Origin of the sequence: Paenibacillus sp. N3/727, from assembly GCF_022637315.1 — a bacterium.
Taxonomy (GTDB): domain Bacteria; phylum Bacillota; class Bacilli; order Paenibacillales; family Paenibacillaceae; genus Paenibacillus_AQ; species Paenibacillus_AQ uliginis.
This window is the reverse complement of the sequence record NZ_CP093336.1, coordinates 4,481,667-4,500,620: the sequence shown is the minus strand read 5'-3', so window position 1 is coordinate 4,500,620 and position 18,954 is coordinate 4,481,667. Positions and strand designations below refer to the sequence as shown.

The 18,954-nt window shown below is 44.4% G+C and carries 17 protein-coding genes; 16 read left to right on the top strand and 1 reads right to left on the bottom strand.

Annotated elements, in window-relative coordinates:
* The first annotated feature begins 119 nt into the window (after positions 1–119).
* From MNQ98_RS20775 to MNQ98_RS20720, 12 genes are all read left to right on the top strand, one after another.
* Positions 120–1,364, top strand: a complete 1,245-nt coding sequence (locus MNQ98_RS20775) for a serine hydroxymethyltransferase (protein WP_241929943.1) — start codon at positions 120–122, stop codon at positions 1,362–1,364.
* Positions 1,365–1,594: 230 nt separating this feature from the next.
* Entirely contained in the window at positions 1,595–2,833 is a 1,239-nt protein-coding gene (locus MNQ98_RS20770) for an acyl-CoA thioesterase/bile acid-CoA:amino acid N-acyltransferase family protein (RefSeq protein ID WP_241929942.1), read from the top strand.
* 146 nt (positions 2,834–2,979) lie between these two features.
* Positions 2,980–3,279 carry a hypothetical protein gene (locus tag MNQ98_RS20765; protein WP_241929941.1) on the top strand — a complete coding sequence of 100 codons (300 nt, stop codon included), beginning with the start codon at positions 2,980–2,982 and terminating at the stop codon, positions 3,277–3,279.
* Between the two features lie 517 nt (positions 3,280–3,796).
* Positions 3,797–6,100 carry a helix-turn-helix domain-containing protein gene (locus tag MNQ98_RS20760; protein ID WP_241929940.1) on the top strand — a complete coding sequence of 768 codons (2,304 nt, stop codon included), beginning with the start codon at positions 3,797–3,799 and terminating at the stop codon, positions 6,098–6,100.
* A gap of 196 nt (positions 6,101–6,296) precedes the next feature.
* Positions 6,297–7,217 (top strand): ABC transporter permease, encoded by a 921-nt coding sequence (locus MNQ98_RS20755; protein WP_241929939.1) that lies wholly within the window; start codon positions 6,297–6,299, stop codon positions 7,215–7,217.
* 13 nt (positions 7,218–7,230) lie between these two features.
* The gene (locus MNQ98_RS20750) at positions 7,231–8,091 is read left to right on the top strand and encodes a carbohydrate ABC transporter permease (RefSeq protein WP_208918651.1); all 861 of its coding nucleotides are present in this window, start codon (positions 7,231–7,233) and stop codon (positions 8,089–8,091) included.
* A gap of 41 nt (positions 8,092–8,132) precedes the next feature.
* Positions 8,133–9,680, top strand: coding sequence for an extracellular solute-binding protein (locus MNQ98_RS20745; RefSeq protein ID WP_241929938.1), 1,548 nt, complete (start codon positions 8,133–8,135; stop codon positions 9,678–9,680).
* Between the two features lie 27 nt (positions 9,681–9,707).
* On the top strand, positions 9,708–10,763 hold the full coding sequence (locus tag MNQ98_RS20740; protein ID WP_241929937.1) for an amidohydrolase family protein: 1,056 nt from the start codon (positions 9,708–9,710) through the stop codon (positions 10,761–10,763).
* Positions 10,764–10,795: 32 nt separating this feature from the next.
* Positions 10,796–11,152 (top strand): Rieske (2Fe-2S) protein, encoded by a 357-nt coding sequence (locus tag MNQ98_RS20735; protein WP_241929936.1) that lies wholly within the window; start codon positions 10,796–10,798, stop codon positions 11,150–11,152.
* A gap of 659 nt (positions 11,153–11,811) precedes the next feature.
* A complete protein-coding gene (locus MNQ98_RS20730) occupies positions 11,812–13,581 on the top strand; it encodes an ABC transporter ATP-binding protein (RefSeq protein WP_277883678.1) in 1,770 nt (589 codons plus the stop codon).
* A 31-nt stretch (positions 13,582–13,612) separates the two neighbouring features.
* A complete protein-coding gene (locus tag MNQ98_RS20725) occupies positions 13,613–14,287 on the top strand; it encodes a response regulator transcription factor (RefSeq protein ID WP_241929935.1) in 675 nt (224 codons plus the stop codon).
* Positions 14,284–15,381, top strand: a complete 1,098-nt coding sequence (locus MNQ98_RS20720) for a sensor histidine kinase (protein WP_277883677.1) — start codon at positions 14,284–14,286, stop codon at positions 15,379–15,381. Before MNQ98_RS20725 ends, MNQ98_RS20720 begins: the two co-directional genes overlap by 4 nt.
* Positions 15,382–15,456: 75 nt before the next feature.
* Here MNQ98_RS20720 and MNQ98_RS20715 read toward each other — a convergent pair whose 3' ends face one another.
* Positions 15,457–15,969, bottom strand: coding sequence for a DUF1572 family protein (locus MNQ98_RS20715; RefSeq protein WP_241929934.1), 513 nt, complete (start codon positions 15,967–15,969; stop codon positions 15,457–15,459).
* Positions 15,970–16,236: 267 nt separating this feature from the next.
* Here MNQ98_RS20715 and yqeK point away from each other — a divergent pair, with 267 nt between their 5' ends.
* The 4 genes from yqeK to MNQ98_RS20695 all read left to right on the top strand — a co-directional run bounded on the left by yqeK (position 16,237) and on the right by MNQ98_RS20695 (position 18,945).
* On the top strand, positions 16,237–16,857 hold the full coding sequence (gene yqeK / locus MNQ98_RS20710; RefSeq protein WP_241929933.1) for a bis(5'-nucleosyl)-tetraphosphatase (symmetrical) YqeK: 621 nt from the start codon (positions 16,237–16,239) through the stop codon (positions 16,855–16,857).
* 19 nt (positions 16,858–16,876) lie between these two features.
* A complete protein-coding gene (locus MNQ98_RS20705) occupies positions 16,877–17,989 on the top strand; it encodes a transposase (RefSeq protein WP_241929932.1) in 1,113 nt (370 codons plus the stop codon).
* Positions 17,990–18,098: 109 nt separating this feature from the next.
* Positions 18,099–18,416: a GNAT family N-acetyltransferase gene (locus MNQ98_RS20700; protein WP_241929931.1), complete on the top strand. Its 318-nt coding sequence runs from the start codon at positions 18,099–18,101 to the stop codon at positions 18,414–18,416.
* A gap of 40 nt (positions 18,417–18,456) precedes the next feature.
* A complete protein-coding gene (locus MNQ98_RS20695) occupies positions 18,457–18,945 on the top strand; it encodes an NUDIX hydrolase (RefSeq protein WP_241929930.1) in 489 nt (162 codons plus the stop codon).
* The last annotated feature ends 9 nt before the right edge of the window (positions 18,946–18,954 follow it).

The window sequence follows — 18,954 nt, the reverse complement described above, 5'->3', positions numbered from 1 at the left end:
GATACATAAGCGAAATTAACGTACCTGAACAGGGAATGACAGGATTAACGGGAAAATTATCCATTTCATCGTATAGCGAGTATTGGACAACTAATAAGGAGACAGAAAGGAAGATTCTCATGATTAATTTAGAACAGCAAGACAAAGTAGTGGCCAACGCTATTAGGCAAGAGCTTGGACGGCAGCGGGATAAAATAGAACTGATTGCATCGGAGAATTTTGTCAGTCAGGCCGTAATGGAAGCAACGGGTACTGTAATGACAAACAAGTACGCTGAAGGATATCCAGGAAGAAGATACTATGGGGGCTGTGCCTATGTAGATCTCGTTGAGGAAATTGCCATACAACGTATCAAGGAGCTTTTTGGTGCCGAGCATGCAAACGTGCAGCCGCACTCCGGTGCGCAGGCTAATATGGCGGTTTATTTTGCCTCAGTCGAGACCGGTGATACGATATTGGGCATGAATTTATCCCATGGAGGCCACCTTACGCACGGCAGTCCGGTTAATTTTTCGGGTAAACTCTATAACTTTGTACCTTATGGCATAGATGAACAAACGGGCCGCATTGACTTCGACAATGTACGCAAACTTGCTCATAAGCATCGTCCACGCATGATTGTTGCTGGTGCCAGTGCCTATCCACGGACGATTGAATTTGAGTTGTTTGCACAAATTGCGGCTGAAGTCGGAGCCCTTTTCTTTGTGGATATGGCTCATATTGCGGGAATTGTTGCAGCGGGATTGCATCCCAATCCGTTACCGCACGCGCACTTTGTTACTACGACAACGCATAAAACATTGCGAGGACCAAGAGGTGGTGCCATCATGTGCCGCAAATCATGGGCGCAAGCGATTGATAAAGCGATATTCCCCGGATCACAAGGCGGCCCGCTTATGCATGTCATTGCAGCAAAAGCAGTTGCACTAGGTGAGGCGTTGCAACCAGATTTTAAAACATATATTGAAAAAGTTCTTGAGAACGCCAAAGTATTGGCGGAAACCTTAATAAATGAAGGGTTAACCGTTGTTTCTGGAGGAACAGACAACCATATTGTACTGCTTGATTTGCGAAATATTGGACTTACCGGTAAAGAAGCTGAAAAGATACTGGACGAAGTGGGGATTACAGCTAATAAAAACTCCATTCCTCATGATACGGCAAGCCCGCTTGTAACGAGCGGCATTCGCTTCGGTTCACCCGCTATGACGGCGAGAGGATTAGGGCCTAAAGAAATGAAAGAAATTGCTCATCTTATTGTACTTGCATTTAAAAATCCCAATAGCCCAACTATTAAAGAACAGATATTAGGAAGTGTACGTGAGATTACGTCTCAGTTTCCTTTATATGAAGGACTTCAATAGTTTAATAGTACGTAAATTCGCTTCATTACAGGAGTGACGATCGATGACTTACACGTCAAGAGTATGAAGCCATTCATAGTTCCGGTTTATTGGCGGGGTGCCTCGGGCGCTCCGCTTTTGGTTTTTAATACTTGTTATTCTGAAGTATTGACAGGTAAATTTTTCCGTTCTATAATCAGCTCACAATACCCAACGTTGTATATACAACGTTGAATAAAGGAGTGATATCAGTGAATCCAACCATTGAAGTAAACAGAAAAAGTTCCTTGGCCGACGATCCAGTGCACCTGCGTATCTTCGGCTTGGAGCCAGCAGAAACGTATTTGCTGAAAACGGCGATGCGCGACGATTTCGGCAGAGTATGGGAAGCGTTAGCGGAGTTCACCGCCGACGGGGACGGATGCATCGATTTGCAGTCCGCCGTCCCGGAAAGAGGGACATACGAAGGTCAGGACGCTATGGGGCTGTTTTGGTCGATGCGCTTAAATGACCTTTCGGATAAAATGCCGTATTTTATGAAAATCAATACCGAGACGCAGACTGTAACGGTTATTGTAGACAAAAATGGCGACAGACTTGCGGAACGGCAATTCGATCTAACGTTCCGATCCGACGATGTTCAGGAGACTTTTGTGACGGACGGTTTCGTCGGAAAGTATTTCGCACCCGATCGGGCTTCGGATTTACCGGCTCTTCTTGTCGTCGGCGGTTCGGGAGGCGGATTCCAATGGTCCGAGCAGGTAGCGGCTCTGCTTGCGTCGCGCGGATATGCGGCTTTGGCCGTCGCTTATTTCGATTACCGCGGACAGTACGACCTTCCAACCGGTTTGGCGGAAATACGGATCGAGCAGTTCCGTCAAGCGGCGGAATGGCTGAAAGCACGGAAAGAAACGGATGGTCGTCCGATTCGCGTAATGGGCATTTCAAAAGGGGCGGAGCTCGCCTTGCTGCTCGGCTCGGTCTTTCCCGATGACATCTGCACCGTTGTCGCTTATGCTCCATCGCTATATGTGTTTCAAGGAATTCAAATCGGCGTGAAGGAAGCCGTTTCTTCGTGGTCTTACGACGGTAAACCTTTTGAGTACGTTTCCTATCCGCCCGACTACGAAGCGCGGGAAGATTTCGACAAAACTACTTTGCGAGATATGTATATACACGCACTCCGGGACAAAGAAGCCGTTCAAAACGCGCGAATTCCCGTCGAGCGAATGAAATGTGGCCTAATGCTCGTCACTGGCGATCTTGATGCGCTCGGGCCGACTTCAGAGATGTCCGTCGAAACGCTGCAAATTTTGGAGCAGCAAAATTACCCTTATTTAACGAGTCACCTACGCTACCCGAAAGCCGACCACAGCTTCTTCATCCCGGGTCTGCCCCCAATCGTTCTAAGCAAGCAGGCAGAGGCTTGCGATATAGCCAAGGCCGAACGCGACGCTTGGTGGAAAGTGATTTCGTTTATGCAAACGTAATCCTCAAAAAGGCTACTATGAAGCGACTGTTTCCCGGTATTCAATCGGGGAGCGGTCGTTTAGAGGTTGATATCAATAAATTGGAAAATATATCATTTTGCTCTATATTAGAGTGAGAAGGCACTAAAGGGGGAGTGGTTGAAACGATGGTCAAACTTCAAAGAAATAACTTGAGTTATTTCTTTGCTGCAAGTTTCTTGATTATTTTGGTTGATCTTATTCTAGTTAACTCTGTTCTGTATGAAGAGTTCGATCAAGTTCTTGCGATAGGAATTACCTTAGATTTTGTGGTGGTTATCCCTTTGCTACTGTACTTCCTTGTTTACCGGAAAATAAACAACCAAATCTTGTCCGTTCTTCCGTTCGCGCTCTTAGGTTATATCGCATTGGTATTCATGATGCCGAACACGGCACAAGGAACGCTTGATGTTGTGAAATATATGTAAGCCTTGATACCACCTTCAATCATTCCAAAATAGTTCCGGTGCTTACTCATGAACTATCTGTGTTGTATTACGCTTTGTTCTCTTGGAAGACAAAGCCGTATGTGCGAACTGGATCAGCCTCAGGAATTCTTAGAGGAATGCGATAAAATTATGGATAAGCAAAATGAATTCTAATATAAAGTCAAAAGACAGTCTGAGAAAGGTTGTCTTTTGGTGCATCATGAACTCTGTTGTACATCGTTTTTTTTAAAATTATCGTGCTGCCCGGAGATAGTTTCTATTAAGAATAATATAACTTACATCAAAATATAGTAAAAATGACGGAAGGCATGAAACCTGTTTTACTGTTCGTCAAAATGGATAACGTGCACCGGTACACGTCCATATACGTTATTTACTTGTCATTTTAAATATAAGGGGGATCACTAATTTCTTCTGATCCTCATACCGGTTATTGCCACCAGTGTACTCGCATTAATTGTTCCATTTTAAATATGGCTGAAAAGGGGAATCTCTATTGAAGCGAACCGCACCATCTCGACTGCCTGAGCTAGGAGCAACTCATTCTCCACCTCTCAGAAGGCATACTCTCTTTTGGCGACTGTTCGCTAACTATTTTCTTCTGATCCTCATTCCGGTTATTGCCGCGAGTGTACTCGCACATGTGCTCGTCGTTCGTATCATTGAAGAGGATGCTGAGCGGTTCAACAACGTGATGATGAGCCGATTCTCCGAGCAGACCGATACAGAACTTCAATCGTTAAAGAATAATATGATTCATAACCTTAGTACATCGAGATTGCGTAGCGCTCTCCTTACTCCTATGGCATCATCTGCGGACAGTGAACGGCTTCCGGAGTTGCTTCATTCGCTTCGGGAGCAACTTCAGCAACTGGAATCGGTTGATTTGGTCCAGAAAGCATATTATTACTTTGTACACGAGGACCTTATCGTTGATGCTGAAACATATACGAATAAATCGTATTATTTTACCTCCCGTAATACCATGGATCTTAGCTGGCGCAATAAGCTTGAAGCTGAACTGACTGGTAAGAAAATGATGGACTTTATTGATTCTCCAGCAACAATAACCGCTTTGATGAGTTACCCATTTAATACCACCACCCCTGACGTTTATCTTTTGGTTGATGTGAAGCCTGACAAGCTCAAAGAGCAAATTTATATGCCTGAAAACTGGGTCACAGCCACTGCTATAGTTGACGATAAGGGGAGATTGATATCACAAACCGGTTTAACTGAACAGGATCAGCTAACGCTGCAGCAGCGTATACGTACAGATGGAATAGCTTCACAATTTACGATATCAGACAAGACAGGGCTGTCCTTTATGCAATCGGGCTTTGACGACTCCTGGCATTATATCAGCATGATTGATTTAGGTACTTTGATGAAGCCGGTATACCTTACCCGCATTATCAGTTGGCTGTTCGTCATCTTCTTCCTATTGGTCGGCGGCCTTGTTTCGTATTATTTAAGTCGTCGCTTATATCGGCCAATTCGAGAAATAAAGGATGGACTGAAGTCTCATCATTTCTCGGTTGAGGCGCTTCGGAACGAAGGGGATGAGTTTGATGTCATTAAACGCTACTCGCAGTTAATCATGACGGAGAATAAAGAGCTGTTCCAAATGGTGAACGGGATGCTGCCGATTGTACAGGAGCAATTCTTTTCAAAAATACTTCTAGGTCAATATCGTGACGCCTTGTCCATCGAGTATTACGCCAGGGAGATTGAGTTTGCCTACAGCAATAAGGCTGCAAGAACAGTACTGTGCATCTCCTTTCACTATGATCCTCACGTTTACGATTCTGCATCGGAATCGACGAAAACGTTTCTCCTAATTGAGTTGAAGGACAAGATACATAAGCTGGCACCTGGTCTGATTTGGCTATGTCAGACAAAGCCGGATCTACTGGCTTGTGTCGTTCAGCATGATCAGAATGAGGACAATCCAGAGCATATGGCTGACATGATTAGACTTGTATTATTGGAGTATAGTACTTACTACAAAGCAACAATCGGAATCGGCAAAACTGTTCACGCCATGGAAGAGCTGCATCTGTCCTATGAGCATGCTGCTGCAGTGCTTAAGTATCGTGGGCTACATTCAACCGTTGAAATTTGCAGGAGTCAGCCTTCCCGGGAACTGCAGCAATGGGACTCTTTCTTATCGGTTCAGGAAGTTAACCGGATTCTCAATCAGTACAAAACAAGAGAATACAACAAGCTGCTTCAATCTGTGCTAGATCTGCTGGAGGAAGGAAAGCGCAGAGATGCGGCAGCTGCCCAAATGAAATATTTGTTCGCTGATGTGCTGAACACGTGGATCCGTGCTGTGGAATCGGAACATAACGAGTTGAACGTCCCTTATTACTCCGGTCTTTTTGAAAGGATGAATCGTTGTATGACTTGGGACGAGTTGAAGCACTGCTTCGAGGACATTCATGGTTTTCTATTCCGAAAGACAGAGACCAGCAGTCGAAGGCAGCAATTTTTAGAAATCGTAAATTACATTCATGAACATTATGACCAAGAGCTGTCTATCGAGTATTTTGCGGGAATGACGAATATGTCCATTGGGCATTTCAGCCGTACCTTCAAGGAGGAGGTTGGTGAGAAATATGTGGAGTATATCGCAAAATGCCGGTTGACGAAGGCCAAGCACTTTTTGCTCGAAACCGATATGAAAATTGATGAGATCGCCGAGAAGGTGGGGTATTGGGGCAGGAACTCGTTAATTCGGGCTTTCCGCAGATACGAAGGCATTACACCTGCAAAGTACCGGAGCATCCATCAATAAATCAATAAGGGGAAGAAGAGACTTCTTTTTTTCTAAAGTCTCTTTTTTTGCGATAACAGGTGAAAAACCTGATGTAATAAGGCCATGTAAAACAAGTGACTTGAGGAAAAGATGCGCGCTTTACGCCCTGAAGTGCTACTCGTATAGTGAAGGACAACAAATAAATAAAAGCGCTTACAAATGGAGGTGGGGATGATTGGCGCAGCTATCACGAATTGGGTATGTTCTGAAAAAGCATAAAGCGTTGTACTTGTTGATGCTGCCTGGCATTTTGTACTACTTAATATTCAAGTACGCGCCGATGTATGGCATTATCATCGCCTTCCAGGACTATTCGATCGGCCGAGGTATTTTCGGAAGTAAGTTTGTTGGATTGAAGCATTTCATTGAATTTTTCTATGTCACACCAGATGCCTGGAAGCTGATTCGCAATACGATCATGCTGAATGTGTACGATCTATTGTTTCATTTTCCAGCGCCGATTATTTTGGCAATCCTGTTCCATGAACTGAAGGGCAAGTGGTTCAAACGATTTGTGCAAAATATAAGCTATTTGCCGCACTTTCTATCTACGGTAGTTATCGCGGGCATTCTCGTTACCTTCCTTTCTCCGACAACAGGGGTTGTAAATCATTTTCTCGTAAAGGTGTTTGGCATCGAGCCCATTATGTTTTTGGGTATACCGGAGTGGTTCCGAACGGTTTACGTTGGCTCTGAGATATGGCAGAAGGTGGGCTGGGGTACCATTCTTTATTTGGCAGCTATCGCGGGGATTGATCCGACGCTTTATGAAGCGGCCAAGATGGATGGAGCGAATAGGTGGCAACAGATGCGCCACATCACATTCATAGGCATGGTACCGGTCATGATTATTTTGTTCGTACTGTCGTTAGGTAACTTTATGGAAGCGAGTTTTGAAAAAATATTGCTGATCTACAACACGATGAATTATGAAACCTCGGATGTGATTAACACGTTTGTCTACCGACGAGGTATCCTCGATGCCGATTTCAGTTTTGCAACAGCGGTGGGCTTGTTTCAATCAGCGATTGGTTTCATTCTGGTCGTTGCGGCGAATCGAATAGTTCGCAAACATTCGGAGACTAGCCTTTGGTAAAGGGAGGTGTGCAATGAAGAAGCAGGAAAGCTTGGCCTCCAAGCTGTTTGATGTGCTAAATATATTGTTTATGATCTTGCTTGTTATCGTTATGGTATACCCGATGGTGTATGTATTCTCGGCATCGATCAGCAATAATGCGCTGGTAGCGAGCGGCGCTGTACTGTTCTGGCCGAAGGATATAACGTTTATCGCCTACGAGCAGCTAATTTATAACCCTGATCTTTGGGTGAGCTATTGGAATACGATTCGGTATGCTTTTGTTCAAACAGTGCTGACGCTTATTGTGACGTCTGCTATGGCGTATCCGCTCGCGAAACGATGGTTGCCCGGTCGAAGAGTGATTCTGCTCATGGCCGCCTTCACACTTCTCTTCAGCGGGGGGATGATCCCAACCTTCCTGATCGTGCAGCAGCTTGGGCTCTTGAATTCGATATGGGCCATCGTGCTCCCATCGCTTATTAGTACATGGTATTTGTTTATTATGCGGACGTTTTTCGAGGCGCTGCCTGAGGAACTTGAGGACGCAGCTGCCATCGACGGCTGCGGATCTATGCAAATACTGGTGCGCATCGTACTGCCGTTATCATTGCCGGTTATGGTCACGATTGGCCTTTTTACCGCTGTGAATCAATGGAATGCTTTTTTTAACGCTTTAATCTATTTGAATGACCGGGATATGTATCCGCTACAAATTATGATGCGTAACATTCTGATCGCCGGCACGAATGTGCAGGGCGAGGGAGATCTGACCCATTTGGAAACATTGAAATATGCCATGATTATCATTGGGACACTGCCTATTCTGTGCGTCTACCCATTCATCCAGAAGTATTTTGTGCAGGGTACGATGATTGGAGGTATTAAGGGATAGATATGGAAGCCTTGCTTTACCTAAAAAAAGGAGGTTATTGAATGAAGCGAACGAGATTCAGAACGGTGCTTACGATTCTATTGCTCGGGGCCATCCTCGTAACTGGCTGCACCAGCGGGAAGAATAAAGATAATGGCACCTTAAGCCCAGACAATCCAGTTAAATTCTCATGGCTCGTCTACGATCGGGTGGAAGGCAAGGTTCGTGATGACTGGGAAATATTCAAAGAAATTGAGGCTAAGACAGGTGTCAAGGTTGAGTTTCAAATCGTAAGCCAAGAAGGACTTGAGGAAAAAAGGCAAATTATGATCGCAACGAACACAGCAACCGATTTTATCCAAGTACCGACTCAAGACGGAAGGGAGCATGGACCGGAGAAGGTGTTTTTAAACATAAAGGATTATTTGGATAAGGCTCCAAATTTGAAAGCGTTTTACGATAAGTATCCTGAAGCTAAGGCACTGGCAACTGGCACGGATGGAGGACTATATACCGTACCTGTACTAGAAGGTGATGCAGAGGGGAAAGGCTTTAACTTTATCTGGTATGCACGCAAAGATATTATGGATAAACATGGAATTAAGTCTCCGACAACGGTCGATGAATTTTATCAATATTTAAAAACACTTAAACAAAACTATCCGGATTCTTACCCACTTATTTCAAACACCATCGTTGGTGACACAGGGCTGTATACAACTTTTGGAAGAGTATTCACGGGCATCAGTGGTTTCTACAATATTGATCCGACGACGGAACAATATGCATTCGCTCCATATCATTCGAATTATAAGGATATGCTTGTATTCTTGAATAAGCTTTATTCGGAGAAACTGCTGGATCCTGAATATTCGCTGCTGACTCAAGCGCAGTGGGAGGAGAGAATTTTAACCGGTAAATCACTAGTTACCTATTTCTGGAAGGCAGATTTGGAATCATTGGTGGCAAAGGCGAGAGGTGCCGGTACAGCTGATTATGAACTGGATGCGATCCCCTCTTTTGCAGCCGAGGGAATTAAAAACTATCAGTTTTCTCGTCCGGTAGTTGGCACGGTTGGCAGAGCCATCTCAGCAAAAGTGAAGAATAAGGAGCGGGCTGTTCAATTTCTCGATTATTTAGTTGGCGAAGAGGGAAGTAATTACCTTTCCTTAGGGATTGAAGGCAAGACGTATACCATAGAGGACGGTAAACCGGTGTACAATAAGGAATTTGGAGCATCCCCTTTTAATACGCTGCGTAAGGATTGGGGTGTCTGGTATGACCTTATAACACTGAACAATGCGAAATCCCGTGAAGTATGGGAGCGAGGTTTAAGTGAGAAGAGCAAGGACATCAATGCTCGGTACGAGCAATATATAATTCCTGCTCCGAAACAGATCGTCAAAACAGAAGAAGAGCTTGAACTTGAAAAGTCAAAGCTAAACAATTTAAATAAATATCTTGAACAGAAGATTACAGAGTTTGTAACAGGCAAAACACCGATTAACGATACAACTTATCAGCAATTTATTGACCAAGCAAAGAAGTTCGGTTCTGATGAACTCCTTAACATGTACAACACTGCATATACACGCACGTACAGCAAGTAATTTTGTAATGGAGACGGAGGACAGGTGATGGACGGATACAAAATTATCGATGTCGATGTTCATAATGAACAAGAGGATACCGCCCTGCTCCCTTATCTGAAGGAGCCCTGGCGTTCGCGGGTCGCTGCATCAGGCATCGGCTATGCCGGCTCCGGCTACTATTCGCCGATCGGCGTCATGAAGAAGGATTCGATCCCCCCAGGTGGAGGGAGAGCGGGCTCTGATCCTGATTTCATGATCAAGCAGCTGATCGAAGGGTATAATCTGGATTATGCCGTACTGACTGGGGTCGTTTACAACATCTCATCAACGCATGACCCTGATTACGCAGCAGCCATATGTTCAGCCTATAACGATTTCTTAATTGCTGAATGGCTTGGTAAGCATAAGGCGTTCAAGGGAGCGATGGTTGTAGCGACCCAAGACCCGCTTCTTGCAGCGCGGGAGATCGATAGAGTTGGTGGGCATCCGGACATCGTGGAGGTTATGATCTCCAGTGCGGCGCGCTCGCCGCTGGGACAGCGCCACTATCATCCGATTTACGAAGCAGCGGAACGTAACGGTCTGCCTGTCGCGATTCATCCGGGAGCGGAGGGTGGGGGGAGCTCAACGGCTCCTACCGCTGCCGGTTACCCGACCCGTTACATTGAGTGGCATACCTGTTTGTCTCAGATGTTTATGGCACATCTAGTGAGTATGGTATGCGAAGGGGTTTTTGTGAAGTACCCGAGGCTGAAAGTGGTGTTGGTTGAAGGCGGGGTCGCTTGGCTGCCGGGATTGATGTGGCGGTTGGACAAAAATTATAAAGCGCTCCGTTCGACTGTTCCATGGCTGACGAAAATGCCAAGCCAGTACATCCGAGAGCACTGTTACTTATCTACGCAGCCGATTGAGGAGCCTGACAACCCGCAGCATCTCATCGATCTTTTTAATATGATCGATGCTGAAAACATACTGCTCTACTCAAGCGATTATCCGCATTGGGACTTCGACTCGCCTGGTCATATTTTACGCAAACTTAAACCGGAGGCAAAGCGGAAGATTTTTTATGAGAATGCAAAGCAGCTATATCAGTTGACTTGATTAACTTGTGTGGGGGCTTGGGGAGGGTCACTATGTTGGTGCATTATGTGTTGAATGCAGATGAAATTCCAGAGGGCGGTCACGTAGTCGTGCATATTGAGGGACGTGAGATCGGCGTCTATCGAGTGAATGGAGAGTATCATGCCATAAATAATTATTGCCCGCATCAAGGAGCACCGATCTGTGCGGGGCTCGTCTCCGGAACTACACTTCCATCGGATGTATATGATTACGAATATGGAAGAGCAGGCGAGATTATCCGCTGCCCTTGGCATGGTTGGGAGTTTGATTTACAAACGGGCAAGTCTTTATTCAGCGACAGAATTCGAGTGAAGAAGTATCATGTAGAGATTCAGGATGGGAGAATCGGAATTGTGCTGGGGAAGTAACATATCCGCGAAAACCTTCTTAGCCTTAACAAGGCTTGAGAAGGTTTTTTTTAATATAAGAGGCTCCAATCTAAAATAAGTTTTTGACCAGTTAATCGGCGTTTATCGATAGTGATTCGTATGAGATAACGCCCTGAACCCGGAGCGGGAGCGCATTCCGGATAAGTCCGATTAGTCCGGCCTCTATTGCAAAAGCAATTGCTTCCACTGCGATAAACCGGATTAATCTGGTGGACTTACATTCCGTTATTTGCTGCAATCGACGAGTTTTGCAATCGTTACGGACTGAGAGTCCGCTATTTCCTCAAAATACACCCGGTTCCGCTTGATTAGGCGCAAATAACGGCCTGTCAGTCCGCAACCTCATGTTTAATGACGAAATTCCTCGAAATAACGGAACCTGAGTCCGTCCGCATATAGTCGATCGCTGGCATGCAACACCGTACCGCGCGCTGGGAGCTACACGCGGTGCGAAAATACATATCGCAGGTTATTTTAATCCACTCACGACTAAAATCATCAGTTTGCGTAAACGAAACGCCGTCGTCCTTTGAAAGAAACGACGAAGACGTTTCTACTTGGCCGTTTAAATTCCGTTTAAATTCGTGGATTATAATGTATGCAATAGCTGATGCTGTGCTAAAGAAGGAGTGGAAGTCATGGAATTAGAAATGGAATCAACAAAAGGTTCAATCAGCAACTGGCGCCAATTTATGAACGTAATTAACGAGACAAAGCCATCGAAATTAATGTTAATGGTCGCTTTGTTTATGAGTATAGGCTCAACTGCTGTGGCGTTGGTTATCCCGATGTTTACGAAGGGCATGGTGGACAATTTCTCCATAGCTAAGTTGGATACGATGCAGATCGTCGCGCTGGCGGTTGCGTTTATTATTCAGGCAATTGCCGCAGGTTTGTCTATTTATATGTTGAATCTGATTGGGCAAAAGGTGGTTGCGAGCTTAAGGGATCGGCTATGGAAAAAGATGCTGGTACTTCCGGTATCCTACTACGATCAGAATAAGACCGGAGAGACCGTTAGCCGAATTACGAATGATACAGGCATTATTAAAGGATTTATTACTGAACACCTTGCAAGTTTCTTTACAGGTATCGTGTCTGTTATTGGTTCGTTTATCGTGCTGCTGTATTTAGACTGGCAGATGACGCTCATTATGCTGGTAGTTATTCCGCTTTCGGCACTCGTTTTATTCCCCCTCGGAAAGCAAATGTTTAAAATATCAAAAGGCCTCCAAGATGAAACGGCATCCTTCACGGCTGTATTAAGCCAAGTACTCTCTGAGATCCGACTTGTGAAAGCATCCAACGCGGAGTCGCGGGAGTACGAGAACGGTAACAAAGGCATCCAAAGTTTATTTCGGTTCGGGGTTAAGGAAGGTGTAGTACAAGCGCTGATATCCCCGATCATGTCCTTTGTACTTATGGTCCTACTGGTTGTCATTATTGGATATGGCGGGATGCGAGTCTCTTCTGGTGCGTTATCTGCGGGCGAGTTGGTTGCCTTCATTCTGTATCTGATTCAAATTGTGATGCCAATGAGCCAATTGTCCATGTTCTTTACACAACTTCAAAAAGCTATTGGTGCAACTGAGCACATGATCTCTATTCTTGATACTAAGGAAGAGGACCACGTGAATGGCAAAGAGGTCGCTAAGGCCAATCAACCGATCGCAGTCGAGCATGTGCATTTTGCTTACGTTGAAGGTGAGCCCATTCTTGAAGATATCAGCTTTACGATCAAGCCTGGGAAAGTAACGGCTATCGTTGGACCGAGTGGCGGCGGAAAGACGACTTTATTCTCGCTCTTCGAACGTTTCTACTTGCCTACTTCAGGTATAATCAAGTTAGGACAGGACGGGATTAACGAATTTTCGCTGCAATCGTGGCGCTCCCAGATCGGATATGTATCGCAAGAGAGTCCATTAATTGATGGTACGATTCGGGAAAATATTTGCTATGGGATGAATCGGGAAGTTACGCAGGAGGAGTTGGAGCGAGCAGCTGAAATGGCATACGCGGACGGCTTCATCCGCGAGTTAACGGAAGGTTACGAGACAGAAGTCGGTGAACGCGGCGTTAAGTTGTCAGGCGGACAACGCCAACGAGTTGCTATAGCGAGAGCATTGCTTCGTAATCCGCATATCTTAATGCTGGATGAAGCCACTTCCAGCTTGGACAGCAAGTCCGAGATCGTTGTGCAAAAAGCATTAAACAACCTGATGAAGGGTCGTACTACCTTGGTTATTGCCCACCGGTTGTCAACGGTAGTTGATGCTGACCAGATCTTGTTTATCGAGAAAGGCAAATTAACAGGCAACGGCACTCACGAGAAATTGTTGGAGAACCATGCGATGTATCGGGAATTCGCGACGCAGCAGCTGCGTATACAAGAACAATACGGCTCTTAACGGGTAATAGGGAAAGGCGGTATAGAACAGCATGATAACGATCTTAATTGTAGATGACGACCCTCACATTCGAGAATTAGTTTCTGTATTCCTGCAAAAGGAAGGCTTCAGGACTATTGAAGCTTCCGACGGGGTAGAGGCGCTGGATAAAATGGAGGCAGACAGAGCCGATCTGGTCGTACTTGATATCATGATGCCTAATATGGATGGCTGGGAGCTATGTCGTGAACTTAGATCTATGTACGATATTCCTCTGCTCATGCTGACCGCTAAAGGAGAAACCACGCAAAAAGTGAAAGGATTCAATCTTGGGACGGATGATTACTTGGTAAAGCCATTTGATCCGATGGAATTGGTCGTTCGGGTAAAGGCACTGCTTAGACGTTATCAGATCGCTGTATCGCAAACCGTTCAGTTCGGTCAAGTGAGTATGAACAGACAGACCCTTGAAGTGACTTCATCCAAACAGAAGTTCTCACTTCCGATGAAGGAATTCGAATTGCTGTTTAAGCTTGGAGGTTATCCCGACAAGACATTTTCGAGGGAACAATTGATTGAAGATATATGGGGATATGACTTTGAGGGAAACGAGAGAACACTGGATGTTCATATTAACCGTTTGCGCGAAAGGTTCCCTGAAGACAACTATGCTTTTAGGATCAAGACGATCAGAGGACTTGGTTATCGGTTAGAGGTACTCGGATGAGTCTGATACAAAGAATAAGGGCGTTCATGAAAACGAAGGCATGGCGAAGGATTAAGTTTATTTTTAGCATAGCTACCATACTGCTCATGATGTTTGCAGCTTGGTCCATATCATACTATATCACCCCATTGCTAATGAAATGGTTAGGCTGGGACTTGATAGATTATTGGGCATTTGTCGTGGTAAATGTTGTTGCTTTGCTTCTATTTAGCGCTGTTTGTGGCCTATTTGTACCATTTGCGCGAAACAAGCATCTTGCATTCTATCAGTCTATAGTTGATGCTGTGAAAAGGATATCGAAAGGTGATTTTGACGTTACTATTAAGCAGCATGAAGATTTTGAAAACGAATATGGAACGTTGGTCGAGAGCATAAACCAGATGGCTGGTGAACTGGGGCAGATGGAGAAGATGCGCCAAGAATTTATATCAAATGTATCACACGAAATTCAATCTCCTTTAACCTCGATACGCGGGTTTGCGCGAGCTCTGCAAAATGATGAATTAAGTGAACACGAACGTCAGCATTATCTTCAAATTATTGAATTGGAAACGATGCGGTTGTCCAAATTAAGCGACAATCTGCTTAAATTGACTTCGTTGGAATCGGATCATCACCCTATCGAACCACAATTCTTTCGCTTAGACAGTCAGCTTCGAAATCTCGTTCTTGTTAGTGAACCGCAATGGAATGCGAAGGAATTGGAGTTGGATTTGAACCTGGATAAAGCAAATATTTTTGCAGATGAAGATATGCTCAGCCAAGTATGGGTGAATCTGATTCATAATGCGATCAAGTTCACGCCGGATAAAGGCTCTATTTCGATAGATATGAAGGTATCGGAACATCATGTTGAGGTGCGAGTGGAGGATAGCGGCATAGGCATTGGCGAAGCGCATCTTCCACATGTGTTTGAACGTTTCTTTAAGGCAGATGCCTCCCGTAATCGAGAGCAAGGTGGCAATGGCTTAGGTTTGTCTATTGTGCAAAAGATTGTACAGCTTCATAATGGTACGATTGAAGTGACCAGCACAAAAGGGGGGGGGACAACCTTTATTGTCAAGCTGCCGCTGCATGCGACAATAGCTAGATGAAGCGGGTAATCTATTCTTTTCGTAAACGTAAACTTAAGCGCCCATTCTCGGATAGATGAGGAATGGGCGCTTTGTTTATTTCTTCCTAGGTATGGTCAAGGACTTCCAGTCATCCGACTTCCGAAGTTTTGCGACATATACGATCTGCCCGACATGATAAGAGTAATGAGACATCTGACGCTCTATAGCTTCCATGACCGAGTGTGGTTGCTCGCGAATGAATACAGTGCTTAATAGATCTTGGGGAGCTAGGGTACGTAATGTGTTCAAAAATACTTCCCATCCGCGGTTCCACACCTCAAGCAGCATTTCTTCAGACATAAGCTCGTTTTCAAATTCTTCATCTCGATTGCGATTCGGCTTTTCACCATTCGTCGTTAGAAAATCTGTCCATCGCGAAATCATATTGCCGCTCATATGTTTCACGATGACAGCGATGCTGTTCGAGTCCGCATTGTAAGACCAATTCCAATCGTCACTATTTAGTTGTTCAAATGTACGTTCCGCAGATTGCTTTAACTCTAAAAATTTTTCAATTACAACATGTAAGTAATGTTCTTCCAATGAATGGGAAGGATCTGGTATCATTGACTCAACCTCCGTTCTGAATTGCGTGTTGTCATCAAGGCGTTTATAGCTGCATCATTAGCATACACTTCCAGGGCAGAGCTGAATAGATATACCGGAAATTTGAGTGCGCTTTCTAAGAAAAAATCTCGATGTCGATAAGGAAGCTGGAGGTTACGTGTACAGGTATAATGGCTCTCACAACAAAAGAGCTTTTACTGGATAGCTGATACAATCATAGAGGTATCCTTGTCATAAAAGTAGATGAATATGCAGGGGGGAATTGCAATGCAAGCCATCTTGAAAGAACTAACTAGTAATATGAAATTCACACACGACCTGAAGCAGGATATACAATCGTTCCTAATCTCCAATCATTGTTCGAAGACTGCTGAGCATTGTATGGAGGTCGGGACGGAGGCTAGGAGAGTTGCCACATTATTTAATGCAAACCCGGATGAAGCAGAAATCGCAGGATGGCTACATGATATTAGTGCGGTAATTCCAAATAACGAACGGATTGCGGTTGCAAAGGAGCTGCAAATTGATATTCTAGCTGAAGAAGAAGCTTTTCCAATGATTATTCATCAGAAGATATCGAAAGTAATGGCTAAAGAAATATTCAAAATCACGAATGCCGAGATATTGGATGCTGTTGGATGTCATACGACACTGAGGAGAAATTCAAGTAAGCTGGATCAGGTTTTATTTGTGGCAGACAAAATAGCATGGGACCAGTCAGGCACTCCTCCATACATACAAGAACTTCATCGAAAACTGGAAGTTTCATTAGCCCATGGTGCTTTTTCTTATATTAATTACTTATGGGAACACAAGGAATCGCTCAAAGTGATACATCCCTGGCTCAGAGACGCATATGAGGAGTTAAAAATTGCAGTCACAGCGTAATGAAGTGAGGTGATTCGATATGGCAAACAAAGCATATAAGTTCCGTCTGTACCCGACTCAAGAACAAGAGCAACTTCTTGCAAAAACCTTCGGCTCTGTTCGTTTCGTCTACAACAAAATGCTGGCTGAACGAAAGGAAACCTATGAGCAATTCAAGGATGACAAAGAAGCATTGATGAAGCAAAAACTACCTACACCTGCAAAATACAAGAGTGCGTACCCTTGGCTAAAGGAAGTAGACAGCCTTGCACTAGCGAACGCACAACTCAATTTGCAGAAGGCATATCAAAACTTCTTTTCTGGTCGTGCTGAATTCCCCAAGTTCAAAAACCGTAAGGCAAAACAATCCTACACAACCAATGTGGTGAACGGAAACATTATGCTTTTGGATGGCTATATTAAATTACCGAAACTAAAACTCATGAAGATGAAGCAGCATCGGGAAATTCCGTCATATCATATCATCAAGTCTTGCAGCGTTTCCCGAACGAAAACGGGAAAATACTATGTTTCGATCCTCACCGAGTATGAACATCAACCTGTACCAAAAGAAGTACATGCTGTTATTGGCTTAGATTTTTCCATGAATGGCTTATTTGTCGATAGTAATGAGGGTAAGACAGCCAATTATCCACGTTTCTATCGCCAGGCCCTGGAAAAATTAGCGAAGGAACAGCGTATTCTATCGCATAGAATGAAAGGCTCTAATCGCTGGCATAAACAGCGGTTGAAAGTAGCAAAGCTACATGAAAAGATTGCAAATGGGCGAAAAGACTTTCTACATAAGGAATCACACGTATTAGCGAAACGATATGATTGCGTGGTGATCGAAGACCTCAGCATGAAGGGAATGTCACAAGCTCTCCATTTTGGTAAAAGTGTTGCTGATAATGCCTGGGGTATGTTCACGACATATCTACAATACAAGTTAGAAGAACAAGGTAAGAAGCTTATCAAAATAGATAAGTGGTTTCCATCATCCAAAACTTGTTCAAGTTGCGGTCGCAAAAGGAAGTCCCTATCTCTTTCTGAGCGGACATTCCACTGTGATTGTGGATTTGTAGCAGATCGAGACTGGAATGCTTCGATCAATATCAAAAATGAAGGACTGCGCTTATTAGCGTTAGTATAGCAAAAAGACCTCTTGGAACGAGAGGGATGGCTCGGTCAGTTTTCGCTGGCTACTAAAAGCAGCGATAAGTCGAGAAGCCCCCACTTCAAAAACCGTGAGGTTTTAAGTGATGGGTAGTTCACAAGAGACGGGTGAGTTTATCGGTTGGTGCTGTACAGGAATTAAAGATGAATTACCCGAACCTAAAAGAGAGGTTATGTATGCCATATCGCAGGATCATCGAGGCCAAGGGTATACCACTCAGGCTGTGCGAGGACTTACCAAGTATTTATTTGAGAATACCCATGTCGAGGAACTTTGCGCACTGGCATTAGTACATAACCTACCTTCGAATAAAGTTATACAGAAGTGTGGCTTCGCTTTGATTAACGTCTTAGAGATAGATGATATGCAATACAACAACTATAAGCTGCATAAAAATACGTAGAAGAATCGTTAAAAAGGGACCCAGAGGGCGGTGATTTGATATGTTTTTTGTTAATGCAAGGGCCTTCATTGAACGAGAGAATAACGGAGTTACCGAACTCATCATTCAAACCCGTGTTAAGCCAGGGGAACCTGAAGTTTTAGAACTGCCTGGAGGAAGATTAGAGCTGTTTGAGCCTATACTCGATGGTTTGTATAGGGAAGTATTCGAGGAAACGGGATTGAAAGTCGTCAGGGTGGAAGATCAAGACACAAGAATTGACACCATAGGCATTAACGCTGAGTTCGAGGTAGAATGCGTAAAGCCTTTTTGTGTTTATCAAACGGTGAATGGGCCTATTGATTCAATGGGTATGTATTTTGTTTGTACCGTGACAGGTGATCTAACCGAGAACGGCGATAACACGGAGAAGGTACACTGGAGACCGGTAGATGACATTCGTAAATTGATGAATCAAGATCCGATGCTATTTTCCAACGTGGATCGGGCCGGCCTTATGTATTATTTGAAACATCGAAATTCCAGATGAACTGAAACC

What these genes read in the sequence shown, in the direction of transcription:
- MNQ98_RS20775 (WP_241929943.1), top strand. Translation starts at nt 120, where the DNA reads ATGATTAATTTAGAACAGCAAGACAAAGTAGTGGCCAACGCTATTAGG.
- MNQ98_RS20765 (WP_241929941.1), top strand. Translation starts at nt 2,980, where the DNA reads ATGGTCAAACTTCAAAGAAATAACTTGAGTTATTTCTTTGCTGCAAGT.
- MNQ98_RS20750 (WP_208918651.1), top strand. Translation starts at nt 7,231, where the DNA reads ATGAAGAAGCAGGAAAGCTTGGCCTCCAAGCTGTTTGATGTGCTAAAT.
- MNQ98_RS20745 (WP_241929938.1), top strand. Translation starts at nt 8,133, where the DNA reads ATGAAGCGAACGAGATTCAGAACGGTGCTTACGATTCTATTGCTCGGG.
- MNQ98_RS20740 (WP_241929937.1), top strand. Translation starts at nt 9,708, where the DNA reads ATGGACGGATACAAAATTATCGATGTCGATGTTCATAATGAACAAGAG.
- MNQ98_RS20735 (WP_241929936.1), top strand. Translation starts at nt 10,796, where the DNA reads ATGTTGGTGCATTATGTGTTGAATGCAGATGAAATTCCAGAGGGCGGT.
- MNQ98_RS20730 (WP_277883678.1), top strand. Translation starts at nt 11,812, where the DNA reads ATGGAATTAGAAATGGAATCAACAAAAGGTTCAATCAGCAACTGGCGC.
- MNQ98_RS20725 (WP_241929935.1), top strand. Translation starts at nt 13,613, where the DNA reads ATGATAACGATCTTAATTGTAGATGACGACCCTCACATTCGAGAATTA.
- MNQ98_RS20720 (WP_277883677.1), top strand. Translation starts at nt 14,284, where the DNA reads ATGAGTCTGATACAAAGAATAAGGGCGTTCATGAAAACGAAGGCATGG.
- MNQ98_RS20715 (WP_241929934.1), bottom strand. Translation starts at nt 15,969, where the DNA reads ATGATACCAGATCCTTCCCATTCATTGGAAGAACATTACTTACATGTT.
- yqeK (WP_241929933.1), top strand. Translation starts at nt 16,237, where the DNA reads ATGCAAGCCATCTTGAAAGAACTAACTAGTAATATGAAATTCACACAC.
- MNQ98_RS20705 (WP_241929932.1), top strand. Translation starts at nt 16,877, where the DNA reads ATGGCAAACAAAGCATATAAGTTCCGTCTGTACCCGACTCAAGAACAA.
- MNQ98_RS20700 (WP_241929931.1), top strand. Translation starts at nt 18,099, where the DNA reads ATGGGTAGTTCACAAGAGACGGGTGAGTTTATCGGTTGGTGCTGTACA.
- MNQ98_RS20695 (WP_241929930.1), top strand. Translation starts at nt 18,457, where the DNA reads ATGTTTTTTGTTAATGCAAGGGCCTTCATTGAACGAGAGAATAACGGA.